The following is a 13,795-nucleotide window of genomic DNA, read 5'->3' on the forward strand; positions in this document are numbered from 1 at the left end:
CTTTTGAGTTTTTACTTCCCTTCTCGAATCATCTATACGGGGTTAAAGGAGCTTATGCGACCATCCTAACCATGGGGGCTATTGGCTCTATCATCGGAGCCTTGATCGCTAATAAATTTAAATCAAGCATGAAGGCGCTTCTCTTCTTATTGATTTTAACAGGAGTGGGAGTGCTAATGATGGGCTTACCTCTTCCGCCCCTTCTTTCCTTTTCTGGAAATTTGGTCTGTGAACTCTTTATGACGATTTTTAACATTCACTTTTTTACCCAAGTTCAAACCAAGGTAGAAGGAGACTATCTGGGCCGGGTCTTAAGCACGATTTTTACCTTGGCCATTCTCTTTATGCCTGTGGCTAAAGGATTGATGACCTGGTTACCAAGTGTCCGTGTAGAATCTTTTCTCCTGATAGGAGCTGGTGTCATCCTCTTTTCACTCCTAGCTCAAGTAGTCGCCAAGAAATTACAAGCAAAAGAAGGTATATCAGCATGAAAAAAGCACCGATCGGTGCTTTTTAGTTGTTTTCTTTTTCTTCTGTCTTGATTTATTTCTTTGCTTCTTCCAGTTGTTTTTGAGTGCTCTTGAGTTCTCTTTTTAGGGAGAAGCCCTTTGAAAAATTAATCAAATTCATGACGAATGCACCTAAGAGGACACAGAGCAAGATCAGAATGATCAAAGGCAATTTAAATTGGACCAAGAGGAAATTTACGGTAACCGATTGCATGTTTGCAAGGGAAATACCAGCAATCAATAAAATTAAAAGTAATAAAGCAATGTAGTGTAGATTATTTTTGTTCATCATTATCTCCTTATTGTTCAGCAGGGGCCTTGCTTTTCACATCAGCGTATTCTTCCGGCTGCTCTAGGCTTAGAATCTCCTCATAAGCCGGTAGGGAAAGGTCCTTGCCATATTTATTTTTTAAAGCAGTGCTCACTAGGCGATAGGCCAAATTGGCATTTCGGGACAAGATAGGACCGTGGAAGTAGCTACCAAAGACGTTTTTGTAATGAACCCCTTCGCATCCATCTTCTTTGTTGTTCCCATTTCCATAGACAACCTTGCCCAGTGGTTTTTCATCCTCAGCCAAGAAGGTCCGACCTTGGTGGTTCTCAAAACCATAATAGGTTTCGTTAAATTCTTCGTTATGGATTTTGATATCACCGATATAGCGGTTGTTGACTTGGTTAAGCGTATAGTGGCCCATAATACCGAGGCCCTCAATACGTTTGCCAGAAGCTTCAATGTAGTATTGGCCTAGAAGCTGAAAGCCACCACAAATAGCAAGGACTACCCCGTCGTCATGAATGAAGCGTTCGAGGTCTTCTTTTTTATCTGGTAGGTCCTCAGATACAATGGTCTGCTCGTAGTCTTGTCCGCCGCCGAAAAAGGCGATATCGTAGGCATCAGGATCGAACCGGTCTTTGAGAGAGACGATATCAACAGTGACATGGGCTCCAAGCTTTTCCGCAACGTACTTGAGCATGAGGATATTTCCATTGTCCCCATAGGTATTCATTAAATTGCCGTAGAGATGGGCAATGCGCAGGCTGTAGGGATACTGTGCCTGATCAGAAGATTCTAGGGAAGTATATGTCATTAGTGCATCTCCTTTTCAATCAGGTGTTCTTGGGCCAAGAGTTCACGAAATTCTAGCATGGCTGTATAGGTAGCTAAAATGTAAGCGTGAGGGGTTTCCTGTTGCTGGATACGTTGGAAGACCTCTTTTAATTCAGCCATTTCTGTGATCTTTTCTGCAGGATAGCCAGTGACCCGAAGTCGCCGAGCGATCTCAGAGTGGCGTACTCCTCCGGCGTTAATCTCTGGGATGTCCTTCTGGGCGATTTGCTCAAAGTCCGCATCCCAGATCCAGCTTGTGTCGATCCCATCTGCATAATTCGCGTTGAGAAGCACAGACAAGCTGAAGGAATACGGAGCTAGTTTGATCATTTCAATAGCCTGAGTAGCTCCAACTGGATTTTTGATCAGGACTAGGGTACATTCCTTATCCCCAATCTTAAAGGTTTCCTGACGACCGAAGACAGCACGACTGCGATCAAATCCTTGCTTAATCACTTCAGGTTGAACCCCAAAGAATCCAGCAACGGAAACAGCTGCTAAGGCATTATAGATGTTGTAGAGACCACCGATATTGATGTGGTAATCTTGCCCTTGGATCCGGAAGTTGGAAGATCGATGAGTTAAAGAGAGGAGGTCCGATACGGCATAGGTCAGAGGGGGCCGGTGGAAACCACAATGCTCACAGATATAATCTCCCAGGTTAGCATAGGTATTGAGCTTGTACTTGAGGATGTTGTGGCAATGCGGGCACAGGATTCCTTCGGTATTGTAATGGGCTAGTTGAGGCTCTGATTTTTCTGTATCAAATCCATAATATTGGATTGGATTGGACAAGGTCTGACTATTAAAGAGCGGACTATCTCCATTTAACAGAACCGTTGCAGTTGGGACCTTGTGAATGGCATCCAAAATCATTTGGTAGGTCGTATAGATCTCTCCATAGCGGTCCATCTGATCCCGGAAAATATTGGTGACCACAAAAAGGCTGGGCTGGATATAATCACAAATCCGAGAGAGGCTGGCCTCGTCAATTTCAAGTACCGCGATCGGTCGATTTGATTTCGAACGCTTAGCCCGTAAGAAGGTCGTTGTAATCCCAGAGATCATATTGGCCCCGCTTGGATTGGTTAAAATCGGTCCAAAAGCTTCTTGGAGAATACCTACGGTTAGCGCAGTGGTAAGGGTTTTTCCATTTGTCCCTGTAATCACAACAATCTCATAGTTTTTGGCCAGTTGACTGAGAATATCTTTATCAAATTTGAGGGCTACTTTACCTGGTAGGGTTGATCCCCGCCCCATTTTTTCTAGAATAGAGCCGGAAAGCTTTCCTGCCAGAAGGCCCAAGGTTGTATTTATCTTCATAAATCATATTTTATCATAAAAAGCATCAGAAGGTTACAGAAAAATCTGTTGAAACATGTTATAATAAGGTGATGTCTTTTAGAGAAGTGGTAGGTATGAGAATATGAATATTCAACAGTTTACAAATCCACAATTTTGGACCAGTTTGTTCCCGAATTGGTGGAGTATTGTTATCAATATCATCGATATTGCCCTGGTGGCTTGGTTGTTGTATTTTTTGATCAAGGCCATCGTAGGGACTAAGATCATGATTTTGGTTCGTGGGGTCATTATCTTTTTCCTGGTTCAGTTTTTGGCCAATTTCTTAGGACTCACGACAATTTCTTGGCTGATCAATCAAGTGATTACTTATGGGGTTATCGCCCTGGTTGTGATTTTCTCTCCTGAGATTCGGATTGGTTTAGAGCGTCTGGGTCGAGCGACAGAATTCTTTACGACGAGTGAAGTCAGTCAGGAAGAGAAGATGGTGCAGGCCTATGTAAAGGCAGTGGCTTATATGAGCCCACGTAAGATTGGTGCCTTGGTAGCCATTCAAGGAGCCAGAACCCTTCAGGAATATATTTCCACAGGGATTCCATTAGATGCAGATATTTCAGGAGAATTGCTGATTAATATCTTCATTCCTAATACTCCCTTGCATGATGGAGCCGTCATTGTCCGCAATGATAAAATCGCTGTTTCTTGTGCCTACCTGCCCTTGACCGAAAACACTGGAATTTCAAAAGAGTTTGGAACGCGTCACCGCGCGGCTATTGGTTTATCTGAAGTTTCGGATGCCTTTACCTTTGTGGTATCAGAAGAAACGGGCGGGATCTCTGTGACCTATAATGGAACCTTCCGACATGATTTAACCTTAGAAGAGTTCGAGGCAGAATTGAGAGCCTTCTTGGTTCCTGAAGAGAATAAAACGACTAGTTGGAAAGAGCGTCTATTTGGGAGGGTAACAAAATGAGATCGAAAAAAGAATTTCTTTATGTTTTTGCCTCCGTCTTATTGTCCTTTATCTTGTTTATCAATGCGTCATCCTTTAATTTTCAAAATAATAGCAGCGCTAGACAAGTGAGTTCAGAGACCTACACCAATACCTTGACCAATATTCCGATTGATGCCAAATACAATGACAAGACATACTTTGTCAGTGGGTTAACATCGGAGGTAACGGTCTTTCTAAAGGGTTCAAACCGGGTCGCTCTAGCAAGCGAAATGCAGCCGGGAACGCGAAAATTTCGCGTGGTAGCGGATCTTCGTAAGGCCAAGGAAGGTACCGTCGAAGTGCCATTGATTGTAGAAGATCTTCCAGCCGGTTTGACCGCAACCGTTGAGCCTCAGAAAGTTTCTGTAAAAATCGGGAAGAAAGCGAAAAAATCGTTTGCGGTCAGGGCTACGATCCCGGACAATCAAATTGTGAATGGAATCACGGTATCGGATATTTCTCTTGAAACCACCAAGGTAGAAGTGACCAGCGATCAAGAAACCTTGAGTCGCATTGATCATGTCCAAGCGGTCTTCCCATCCAGTGAGATCATTAGTGGAAATTATAGCGGAACCATTTCCTTAAATGCAGTAGATGCCCAAGGAAATGTTCTACCAGGTCTGGTCAATCCGAGTGAAACACGGATTCAAGTGACCACAAAGACTAGCTCGTCTACGTCAAGCTCAAGCAGTTCGTCGTCGACCTCCTCCAGTTCAAGTAATTAGAAAGTAAAAAAGGTAATGAAGAATGGGTAAATATTTTGGAACGGACGGTGTCCGTGGAGAAGCAAATGTAGAATTAACGCCAGAATTGGCTTTTAAACTAGGCCGTTTCGGTGGCTATGTCTTGAGCCAACACGAAGAAGAAACGCCCTTGGTATTTGTTGGACGTGATACACGTATTTCTGGTGAAATGCTAGAGCATGCCTTAATTGCTGGCCTCTTATCTGTTGGAATTCGCGTCTACAAGTTGGGTGTGATTGCAACACCAGGTGTCGCTTATCTAGTTCGTACGGAAAAAGCCAGCGCTGGAGTGATGATTTCTGCTAGCCACAATCCAGCCTTGGACAATGGCATCAAATTCTTTGGTGGTGATGGTTTCAAATTGGATGACGATCGCGAACTTGAAATTGAAGCCTTGCTTGATGCAGATGAAGATACGCTTCCACGTCCAAGTGCCCAAGGTTTAGGAACAGTCATGGAATATCCAGAAGGCTTGCGTAAGTATCAAGAATTCCTTGTATCGACAGGCGTCCAACTCGAGGGCATGCACATAGTCTTAGATACAGCAAATGGTGCAGCCTCTACTAGTGCCCGTCAAATCTTTGCAGATTTGGGAGCTCATTTGACCGTCATCGGTGAAAACCCAGATGGTTTGAACATCAATGATGGGGTTGGTTCTACTCACCCAGAGCATTTGCAAGAGAAAGTCAAAGAAGTAGGTGCAGCGATTGGTCTTGCCTTTGACGGAGACAGCGATCGCTTGATTGCTGTTGATGAAAATGGAGAGATCGTAGACGGCGATAAGATCATGTACATCATCGGTTCTTATCTTTCAAGCAAGGGCTTGCTCGAAAAAAATACGATCGTCACAACCGTCATGTCCAATCTCGGCTTCCACAAGGCATTAGATGCGAAGGGAATTCAAAAAGAAATCACAGCTGTTGGAGACCGTTATGTGGTCGAAGAAATGCGCAAATCAGGATACAATCTTGGTGGTGAACAATCTGGTCACGTAGTCATCATGGATTACAACACAACAGGTGATGGTCAATTAACAGGCGTTCAATTGACAAAAATCATGCAAGAAACCGGCAAGAAATTATCTGAATTGGCTGCTGAAGTAACCATTTATCCACAAAAACTGGTCAATATCCGGGTTGAAAATAGCATGAAAGACAAGGCAATGGAAGTACCCGCTATCCGTGAAATCATTGAAAAAATGGAAGCGGAAATGGCAGGAAATGGCCGCATCCTCGTGCGTCCAAGTGGAACTGAACCCCTCCTTCGTGTGATGGCAGAAGCACCTACCCATGAAGAAGTAGACTACTATGTGGATACCATTGCTGCAGTTGTTCAAGTAGAAATCGGACTTTAACCTTGTAAAAAACATGGCTCGCAAATAGGCGAGCAGAGGAGGTATATATGAAACAGGTTCGTCAAATTGTATGGGCACTTGCCTTAGTGCTAATGATTCTATTCACAGCTGGTTTGACTAAAACAATTCATGCTGCAGAAGTCTCATCATATACACAGACAGCACGTCTAACGAAAGACGGTAACACGCTAACAAATGGGAGCAAGGTGTTGACAAATGAGAAATTGTCAGCAAGTATTTATTTAGCCTTTCCAGATTCGCAAACTATTCAAGCTGGTGATACCTTAACTCTTAGTTTGCCAAAAGAATTAGCCCTCTACACAGCATTGGAATTCAATGTTCTTGAGGAAGGTCAATCAAATGGTCAGACGGTAGGAAAAGCTGTTGTTGATACAGCTAAGAAAACAGTGACCGTTACCTTTAATGATTATTTCGCATCTCATCCACTCAACAAACGAGTTGCTCTTCATTTTGATGTAAAAGTCGATTCAGAAGTGGTTACAAAAACATCTCCAATCCAGTTTAAACTAGGAAATACAGATTTTTCCTTGAATTATGAAAAAACAGCTGGGGAAGCTGGGGACTATGAAATGAAATACGGCTATCAAGATAAGTCTGATCCAACCATAATCAAATGGCGGATTCTCTTAAATGCCCGTCAAGATATCCTCCGTGGAATGGTCATTAAAGACCAATTCGGAGATGGCTTAACATTGGTTGAAGGTAGCTTACGCGCGGTTCGTTATGCTCCTGTAGAAGGTGGGATTAAGAACGAAGCTCAGATATTAAGTCTCCCAGTTCTGGATAACTTTACTAAAAAAGCTGTTTTCAATAAGAATGCAGATGGAAAGACCACTGGTTTTACAATTGAATTTGGTGATAACTACAATTGGCCAATGTATATTGAATATTCTACAAAAGCAGCTCCTGGAACGAAAGTCGGTGATATTGTCCATAATACGTTAACATGGACAGCAACCAATTTCCCAGCACCGCGTAGTTTAACCCGTGAATTGAGATTGGAATCAGGATCCGGAGAAGGATTAGGTGAGAAAGAACAAACGCCACCGACACCAGATCCAGAGCCATCTACACCGCAACCGGATCCAAAACCAGATCCAAAACCGCAACCAGATCCAAAACCAAGTCCGAATCCAGATCCAAAATCATCAACCTCATCGTCTTCATCAAGTTCCAGCTCTTCATCAAGCTCATCATCAACTTCTGTTAAAGAAGAAGAAGCTCCAAAACCTGGTAAGAAAAAAGTTCTTCCAAGTACAGGTGAAAAGATGACACCGGTAGTTCTTGTCATGGGTGTCTTCCTAGCAATTCTATCGGTTGGTGTTTTACGTGTAAGAAAAGATTCTTAATATGATCAATGAAAGATCAGACTTCTGTCTGGTCTTTTTGTGTAGGCTCGATTTGAAAAATCCCCTATTTCGTGGTAAAATAGGGCTAATGAATTTATAGTAATCGAGGTATTAGAAGTGGCTTTTGGAGATAACGGAAAACGTAAAAAAACACCATTTGAAATGATCACGATGGTGGTCATTGTGATTATGTTGATTGTAACGGTTGGTGCAATCTTTGCAACCGCAATTGGTGCTCTTTCTTACTAAGACGCACACAGAAATAAAGGAAATCATCTATTTATGAGTATGTTTTTAGATACAGCCAAGATTAAGGTCAAGGCTGGAAATGGCGGCGATGGCATGGTGGCTTTTCGTCGCGAAAAATATGTCCCTAATGGCGGACCTTGGGGTGGTGATGGAGGTCGTGGTGGCAATGTCATCTTCGTAGTAGACGAAGGCTTGCGTACCTTGATGGACTTCCGTTATAACCGGCATTTCAAAGCCCAAAATGGGGAAAAAGGAATGACCAAAGGGATGCACGGACGGGGAGCAGAAGATCTCTATGTACGAGTCCCTCAAGGAACGACCGTCCGAGATGCTGAGACCGGCAAGGTCATTACAGACCTAGTTGAAAATGGACAAGAGTACATTGTCGCCCACGGTGGCCGTGGCGGACGTGGAAACATTCGTTTTGCCACTCCTAAAAATCCAGCCCCAGAGATTTCTGAGAATGGGGAGCCTGGTCAGGAACGCGAACTCGAATTAGAACTCAAGGTCTTGGCAGACGTTGGTTTGGTTGGCTTCCCTTCTGTTGGGAAATCAACCCTTCTTAGTGTCATCACTTCAGCCAAACCAAAAATTGGTGCCTATCATTTTACAACCATCGTTCCAAATTTGGGCATGGTTCGGACACCGTCAGGTGAATCCTTTGCAGTCGCGGACCTTCCTGGATTGATCGAAGGGGCTAGCCAAGGTGTCGGACTCGGAACCCAGTTCCTTCGTCACATCGAGCGCACCCGGGTTATCTTGCATGTTATTGATATGTCAGCCAGTGAAGGACGCGACCCTTACGAAGATTATGTTCAAATCAATAAAGAGCTTGAAACCTATAATCTTCGTTTGATGGAACGTCCTCAGATTATCGTGGCAAATAAGATGGATATGCCAGAGAGCCAAGAAAACTTGAAAGAATTCAAGAAGAAATTGGCAGCCAATTACGATGAGTTTGATGAACTGCCACAGATCTTCCCGATCTCTAGTTTGGCGCATCAAGGTTTGGACAACTTGTTAGAAGCAACGGCAGAATTGTTAGACAAAACGCCAGAATTCCTCTTGTATTCAGAAGACGAAATGGCCCAAGAAGAAGTCTACTATGGCTTTGATGAAGACCAGCCAGCCTTTGACATCAGTCGGGATGACGATGCCGCTTGGGTCTTGTCTGGTGAAAAACTTGAAAAACTCTTTAATATGACGAATTTCGATCGTGATGAAGCGGTCATGAAATTTGCTCGTCAATTGCGTGGCATGGGTGTTGATGAAGCTCTCCGTGCGCGTGGGGCAAAAGATGGCGATATCGTCCGGATCGGTAAATTTGAATTTGAGTTTGTAGATTAGGATAGATCCCAGCGGATCAAGGATTCCAAATAAGAAGTGAGGCTTTTTCAGTGGGAGATAAACCAATATCTTTTCGAGATGAAAATGGAAATTTTGTTTCAGCAGCCGATGTTTGGAACGCTGAAAAACTAGAAGAACTCTTTAATACGCTAAATCCTAAGCGCAAATTGCGCTTACAAAGGGAAAAATTAGCAAAAGAAAACCAGCAGAAGTAAATAGACTTGGAGAATACTATGGCAAAAACAATTCATACAGATAAAGCACCCGCAGCAATTGGACCTTATGTTCAAGGGAAAATCGTAGGCAATCTTCTCTTTGCAAGTGGACAAGTTCCCTTGTCACCTGAAACAGGCGAAATCATTGGCGAAACCATCCAAGAACAAACAGAGCAAGTCTTAAAGAACATTGGGGCTATTTTGGAAGAGGCTGGGACAGACTTTGACCACGTGGTGAAAACCACTTGCTTCTTAAGTGATATGAATGACTTTGTACCTTTTAATGAGGTCTATAAAACAGTCTTTACTACAGAGTTTCCAGCTCGATCTGCTGTTGAAGTAGCACGCCTGCCACGTGATGTGAAGGTTGAAATTGAAGTTATTGCGGAAATCAAAGCCTAATAACCATTCAAAGACAAAAAGACAGAGTGGAGAGCAGGAAACTGTAGGCCACTCTGTTTTATTTATGGGAGGAGAAAATGACAGAAAGTAAGATTCAACTGGTCATGGTAACAGGGATGAGCGGTGCGGGCAAGACCGTCGCCATCCAATCGTTTGAGGATTTGGGTTACTTTACCATCGATAATATGCCACCGGCGCTCTTGCTGAAATTTATTGAGCTCATGCGCCACAGCCCAGACAACAATAAATTAGCCGTTGTTGTGGATATGCGGAGCCGTTCTTTTTTCAATGAAATTCGCACCATTTTGGATGAATTGGACAACCAAGAAGACCTCGATTTCAAGGTCTTGTTCTTAGATGCCACTGACAGTGAGTTGGTAGCACGATACAAGGAAACTCGTCGTAGCCACCCACTAGCGGCAGATGGCCGTGTCTTAGATGGGATTACCCTAGAGCGTGAACTCTTGTCCCCTTTAAAAAATATCAGTCAAAATGTGGTGGATACGACTGAATTGACGCCTCGTAATCTGAGAAAAACCATCGCAGAACAATTTGCCAGTCAAGATAATCAGCCAGATTTTCGGGTTGAGGTCATGTCATTTGGGTTTAAATATGGCCTTCCGATCGATGCTGACCTTGTCTTTGACGTGCGTTTCCTTCCAAACCCCTACTACAAATTGGAACTTCGGAATTTAACCGGTCAGGATCCAGCAGTCTATGATTATGTCATGGATCACCCTGAATCAGAGGAGTTTTACAGTCATCTTCATGACTTGATTGTTCCTATTTTACCGTCCTATAAACGTGAGGGTAAATCCGTTCTCACCATTGCTATGGGATGTACCGGTGGGCAACACCGTTCAGTAGCCTTTGCAGAGCGCTTAGCGCATGATTTAGAAAAAAATTGGCAGGTCAATTGCAGTCATAGAGACAAGGACAGACGGAAAGAAACGGTGAATCGCTCATGAGAAAACCTAAAGTAACCGTTATTGGAGGAGGAACAGGTATTTCTGTTATTCTCGATAGTCTGAGAAAGAAACCGGTCGATATCACTGCCATTGTAACCGTTGCTGATGATGGCGGGAGTTCAGGTGAATTGCGGAGGAACATCCAAAAATTGACACCACCTGGGGATCTTCGAAATGTGCTGGTTGCCATGTCAGATATGCCTCGTTTTTATGAGAAGGTCTTTCAATACCGTTTTGCAGACGATGATGGCCCTTTGGCCGGACACCCTTTAGGAAACTTGATCATTGCAGGGATTTCAGAGATGCAAGGCTCGACCTATAATGCTATGCAGTTGTTAACTAAATTCTTTCATACGACCGGCAAGATCTATCCTTCCAGTGACAGTCCCTTGACCCTTCATGCCGTCTTTCAAGATGGAAAAGAAGTGGTAGGAGAAAGCCACATTGCCAACTACACCGGCATGATTGATCATGTTTATGTGACCAATACCTTTGATCAAGAGCGTCCAAAAGCTAGTAAGAAAGTGGTGGAAGCTATTCTTGAAAGTGATATGGTCGTCTTGGGTCCTGGTTCGCTCTTTACCTCGATCCTTCCAAATTTGATGATCGATGAGATTGGGAAAGCCATCCTTGAAACCAAGGCTCAGGTAGCCTATGTTTGTAACATCATGACCCAAAGAGGAGAAACCGAGCATTTCACAGACAGTGACCACGTTGCCGTTCTCCATAAACATTTGGGAGAGAAGTTCATCGATACCGTCCTTGTCAATATCAATCAGGTTCCCGCAGTTTACATGAACAGTAACAAATTTGATGAATACTTAGTGCAGGTAGAGCACGATTTTAAGGGGCTACACTCACAAGTTCCTCAAGTGATTTCTTCCGATTTCTTGAAGTTGGTCAATGGAGGAGCTTTTCATGATGGAGAAAAAGTGGTCGAAGAGTTGATGCAGATCGTGCAGGTGAGAAAATGAGTTTTACGGTTCGTGTCAAAGAAGAATTATTGTCTCTCAAGCGATTTGAAAAGAGTGAATTGGCTGCTATTATCAAGATGTCTGGAAGTCTTGGGATTTCAATGGGGGGATTGACGCTCTCGGTGACGACAGAAAATGCCAAGATCGCTCGCCATATCTATGAATTGTTGCATCATTTCTATGAGGCCAAATCGGATATCCGCCACCACCAAAAAACCAATTTGAAAAAAAATCGTGTTTACACAGTATTCTTGGATGAAAAGGTGGAAGAGATTCTAGCTGACTTGCATTTGGCAGATGCCTTCTTTGGGATTGAAACAGGTATTGATGCTAGTGTTTTAGAAGATGAAGCAGCTAGTCGTGCTTATCTCCGGGGGGCCTTTCTGTCGAGTGGTTCTATCAAGGATCCTGAAAAAGGGAAGTACCAACTGGAAATTCATTCTGTTTATACAGACCACGCGGAAGGAATTGCCCTTCTCATGCAAGGATTTTTATTAGATGCGAAAACCATCGAGCGTAAAAAAGGAGTGGTGACCTATCTGCAACGAGCGGAAGATATTATTGATTTTCTCATTGTAGTAGAAGCCATGCAAGCCATGCAGGAATTTGAGTCTATCAAGGTCATGAGAGAGACGCGCAATGACCTCAATCGGGCCAATAATGCCGAGATGGCCAATATCCAGCGCACAGTCACAGCTAGCATGAAAACTATCAATAATATCAGTAAAATTGTGGATACGGTCGGCCTAGGGTGTTTACCAAGTGACCTGCAAGAAGTTGCCTATATCCGGATGAACCATCCAGATTATTCCATCCAGCAGATCGCTGATAGCTTGCAACAACCTATTTCAAAAAGCGGTGTCAATCACCGCTTGCGTAAGATCAATAAGATCGCAGACGATTTAGACAAATAAAAAAGGCCAAAGGCCTTTCATAATGAGGATAAAGTCTTTTTAAAAACTTTCCTTAGGTGAGTACGGACGTCAGCGAACTTCGAAGAAGTTCCATGACTAATTATTGAGCCTAAGGTCTCAATAATTCCGAGTGCTAGAAACACTAGTGTTTCTAGCACTTTTCTCACAGCGGAAAGTTTTTATTTTTTCTTGATTCATTCTAAAAATAGGAACTCATTCTTACTTACTTGCAGAATCGATTAACTTTTTTTATTATAAACTAGTTGAGTGAGTTGGTTGGACTTTCTTATCTGGATAGATGTAGTTGATGGCATTATTTACAGCTGTTGGAGCTTCTCCAAGACCTGTAGCGATGAGATCAATCTTTCCTTCGTAGAAGCAGCAGTCTCCACAGGCATAAATTCCAGGAAGACTGGTTTCTTGTTTCTGATTCACCTTGATTTTATGGCGTTGCAATTCTACACCCCATTCTTTCAAGTTTCCTATTGAAGATTTAAAGCCATAGTTGACAAATAAGTGATCAATCGGGATAAGTTCGGTTTCATCGGCTTTAACTTTTGTGATTTCAAGATGAGTGGCATGACCATTTTCGCCAATCAAACGGCTAGGAACAAATGGTGTTTTGATGCTGACAGAAGATTGTTTGAGTTCTTCTACGCTATGTTCCAAGGCACGGAAGTTGTCCCGACGGTGAATGATTGTAGTTGGAGCAATCTTGTCAAAAGCAAGAGCCCAGTCCACAGCAGAGTCCCCACCACCAAGGACGGTTACTTGCTGTCCTTCATATTGCTGGATGTTTGAAACATGGTAGTGGACATTATCGAAGTCTTCAGCCCCCTCGATATCAAGGGCGCGTGGCTTAAAGGCACCGCCACCCATGGCAATGATGACGGCTTTAGACTGATGCACCTGGCGAGAAGTAGTGATCGTGAAGAGGTCACCCTCTTTTTGAATATCCTCTACAGTTTCATTGAGGAAGATCGGTGTATCGAATCGTTTGACTTGCTCGATCAAGCGGTTGCTCAATTCTTCACCTGTTAAATTGGTAAATCCGGGTACATCGAGGATACTCTTTTCTGGATAGAGAATGGCTGGTTGCCCTCCAAGTTGAGGTAAGGAATCAATCAGTTTGACTTTAACTTGGCGCATATTGCCATAAAAAGCAGCAAACAGACCAACTGGTCCGCCCCCAACAATCGTAATATCATAAATTTCTGACATGGTATCTCCTTCAGGGTTTTCTATGTTTCCATTGTATCATAAAATAGGATGAATGAAAAAGTCGGAAAAAAGAAATGGCATGAAGGCTAGGAAGGCTAGAAAAGTTTTAAAAGATCTTGACAGCA

At 43.2% G+C, this 13,795-nt stretch carries 15 protein-coding genes and 1 pseudogene; 12 read left to right on the forward strand and 4 right to left on the reverse strand.

What is annotated here, in order from left to right:
• Window positions 1-491, forward strand: a pseudogene (locus HMPREF2926_RS11290) (MFS transporter); the annotation flags it as partial.
• Between the two features lie 52 nt (window positions 492-543).
• Here HMPREF2926_RS11290 and HMPREF2926_RS03935 read toward each other — a convergent pair.
• From HMPREF2926_RS03935 to murT, 3 genes are read right to left on the reverse strand one after another with little or no spacing between them, the layout of a single operon-like run.
• Window positions 544-798: a LapA family protein gene (locus HMPREF2926_RS03935; protein ID WP_031573378.1), complete on the reverse strand. Its 255-nt coding sequence runs from the start codon at window positions 796-798 to the stop codon at window positions 544-546.
• A 10-nt stretch (window positions 799-808) separates the two neighbouring features.
• On the reverse strand, window positions 809-1,597 hold the full coding sequence (gene gatD, locus HMPREF2926_RS03940) for a lipid II isoglutaminyl synthase subunit GatD (protein WP_009732567.1): 789 nt from the start codon (window positions 1,595-1,597) through the stop codon (window positions 809-811).
• The gene (gene murT, locus HMPREF2926_RS03945; protein ID WP_070586556.1) at window positions 1,597-2,940 is read right to left on the reverse strand and encodes a lipid II isoglutaminyl synthase subunit MurT; all 1,344 of its coding nucleotides are present in this window, start codon (window positions 2,938-2,940) and stop codon (window positions 1,597-1,599) included. Before murT ends, gatD begins: the two co-directional genes overlap by 1 nt.
• Before the next feature lie 103 nt (window positions 2,941-3,043).
• Between murT and cdaA the strand changes: the two genes are divergently transcribed.
• The 11 genes from cdaA to whiA all read left to right on the forward strand — a co-directional run bounded on the left by cdaA (window position 3,044) and on the right by whiA (window position 12,449).
• The gene (cdaA, locus tag HMPREF2926_RS03950) at window positions 3,044-3,892 is read left to right on the forward strand and encodes a diadenylate cyclase CdaA (RefSeq protein ID WP_070586557.1); all 849 of its coding nucleotides are present in this window, start codon (window positions 3,044-3,046) and stop codon (window positions 3,890-3,892) included.
• A complete protein-coding gene (locus HMPREF2926_RS03955; protein ID WP_070586558.1) occupies window positions 3,889-4,638 on the forward strand; it encodes a CdaR family protein in 750 nt (249 codons plus the stop codon). The genes cdaA and HMPREF2926_RS03955 overlap by 4 nt, the downstream gene beginning before the upstream one ends.
• A 22-nt stretch (window positions 4,639-4,660) precedes the next feature.
• Entirely contained in the window at window positions 4,661-6,010 is a 1,350-nt protein-coding gene (glmM, locus tag HMPREF2926_RS03960; RefSeq protein ID WP_070586559.1) for a phosphoglucosamine mutase, read from the forward strand.
• A 47-nt stretch (window positions 6,011-6,057) separates the two neighbouring features.
• On the forward strand, window positions 6,058-7,380 hold the full coding sequence (locus HMPREF2926_RS03965; protein ID WP_070586560.1) for an LPXTG cell wall anchor domain-containing protein: 1,323 nt from the start codon (window positions 6,058-6,060) through the stop codon (window positions 7,378-7,380).
• Window positions 7,381-7,497: 117 nt separating this feature from the next.
• A complete protein-coding gene (locus HMPREF2926_RS03970; protein ID WP_003011566.1) occupies window positions 7,498-7,629 on the forward strand; it encodes a DUF4044 domain-containing protein in 132 nt (43 codons plus the stop codon).
• A gap of 33 nt (window positions 7,630-7,662) precedes the next feature.
• Complete coding sequence (obgE, locus tag HMPREF2926_RS03975) at window positions 7,663-8,976, forward strand: GTPase ObgE (protein ID WP_023917726.1); 1,314 nt, start codon at window positions 7,663-7,665, stop codon at window positions 8,974-8,976.
• 50 nt (window positions 8,977-9,026) lie between these two features.
• A complete protein-coding gene (locus HMPREF2926_RS10935; protein WP_003006512.1) occupies window positions 9,027-9,191 on the forward strand; it encodes a hypothetical protein in 165 nt (54 codons plus the stop codon).
• Window positions 9,192-9,209: 18 nt separating this feature from the next.
• Entirely contained in the window at window positions 9,210-9,593 is a 384-nt protein-coding gene (locus tag HMPREF2926_RS03980; RefSeq protein ID WP_003006514.1) for a RidA family protein, read from the forward strand.
• Window positions 9,594-9,670: 77 nt separating this feature from the next.
• On the forward strand, window positions 9,671-10,561 hold the full coding sequence (gene rapZ, locus HMPREF2926_RS03985; RefSeq protein WP_049483889.1) for an RNase adapter RapZ: 891 nt from the start codon (window positions 9,671-9,673) through the stop codon (window positions 10,559-10,561).
• Window positions 10,558-11,535 carry a YvcK family protein gene (locus tag HMPREF2926_RS03990; RefSeq protein ID WP_070586561.1) on the forward strand — a complete coding sequence of 326 codons (978 nt, stop codon included), beginning with the start codon at window positions 10,558-10,560 and terminating at the stop codon, window positions 11,533-11,535. The genes rapZ and HMPREF2926_RS03990 overlap by 4 nt, the downstream gene beginning before the upstream one ends.
• Window positions 11,532-12,449 carry a DNA-binding protein WhiA gene (gene whiA, locus HMPREF2926_RS03995; protein WP_070586562.1) on the forward strand — a complete coding sequence of 306 codons (918 nt, stop codon included), beginning with the start codon at window positions 11,532-11,534 and terminating at the stop codon, window positions 12,447-12,449. Before HMPREF2926_RS03990 ends, whiA begins: the two co-directional genes overlap by 4 nt.
• Window positions 12,450-12,701: 252 nt before the next feature.
• Here whiA and HMPREF2926_RS04000 read toward each other — a convergent pair whose 3' ends face one another.
• Entirely contained in the window at window positions 12,702-13,670 is a 969-nt protein-coding gene (locus HMPREF2926_RS04000) for an NAD(P)/FAD-dependent oxidoreductase (protein ID WP_070505763.1), read from the reverse strand.
• Between the last annotated feature and the right edge of the window lie 125 nt (window positions 13,671-13,795).

Source organism: Streptococcus sp. HMSC078D09 (assembly GCF_001813675.1).
Taxonomy (GTDB): domain Bacteria; phylum Bacillota; class Bacilli; order Lactobacillales; family Streptococcaceae; genus Streptococcus.

Bases quoted from the DNA above. Each gene is read 5' to 3' on its own strand.
- HMPREF2926_RS03965 (WP_070586560.1), top strand. From the start codon at position 6,058: ATGAAACAGGTTCGTCAAATTGTATGGGCACTTGCCTTAGTGCTAATG.
- HMPREF2926_RS03935 (WP_031573378.1), bottom strand. From the start codon at position 798: ATGAACAAAAATAATCTACACTACATTGCTTTATTACTTTTAATTTTA.
- obgE (WP_023917726.1), top strand. From the start codon at position 7,663: ATGAGTATGTTTTTAGATACAGCCAAGATTAAGGTCAAGGCTGGAAAT.
- murT (WP_070586556.1), bottom strand. From the start codon at position 2,940: ATGAAGATAAATACAACCTTGGGCCTTCTGGCAGGAAAGCTTTCCGGC.
- gatD (WP_009732567.1), bottom strand. From the start codon at position 1,597: ATGACATATACTTCCCTAGAATCTTCTGATCAGGCACAGTATCCCTAC.
- HMPREF2926_RS03980 (WP_003006514.1), top strand. From the start codon at position 9,210: ATGGCAAAAACAATTCATACAGATAAAGCACCCGCAGCAATTGGACCT.
- whiA (WP_070586562.1), top strand. From the start codon at position 11,532: ATGAGTTTTACGGTTCGTGTCAAAGAAGAATTATTGTCTCTCAAGCGA.
- HMPREF2926_RS04000 (WP_070505763.1), bottom strand. From the start codon at position 13,670: ATGTCAGAAATTTATGATATTACGATTGTTGGGGGCGGACCAGTTGGT.
- HMPREF2926_RS03990 (WP_070586561.1), top strand. From the start codon at position 10,558: ATGAGAAAACCTAAAGTAACCGTTATTGGAGGAGGAACAGGTATTTCT.
- rapZ (WP_049483889.1), top strand. From the start codon at position 9,671: ATGACAGAAAGTAAGATTCAACTGGTCATGGTAACAGGGATGAGCGGT.
- glmM (WP_070586559.1), top strand. From the start codon at position 4,661: ATGGGTAAATATTTTGGAACGGACGGTGTCCGTGGAGAAGCAAATGTA.
- cdaA (WP_070586557.1), top strand. From the start codon at position 3,044: ATGAATATTCAACAGTTTACAAATCCACAATTTTGGACCAGTTTGTTC.
- HMPREF2926_RS03955 (WP_070586558.1), top strand. From the start codon at position 3,889: ATGAGATCGAAAAAAGAATTTCTTTATGTTTTTGCCTCCGTCTTATTG.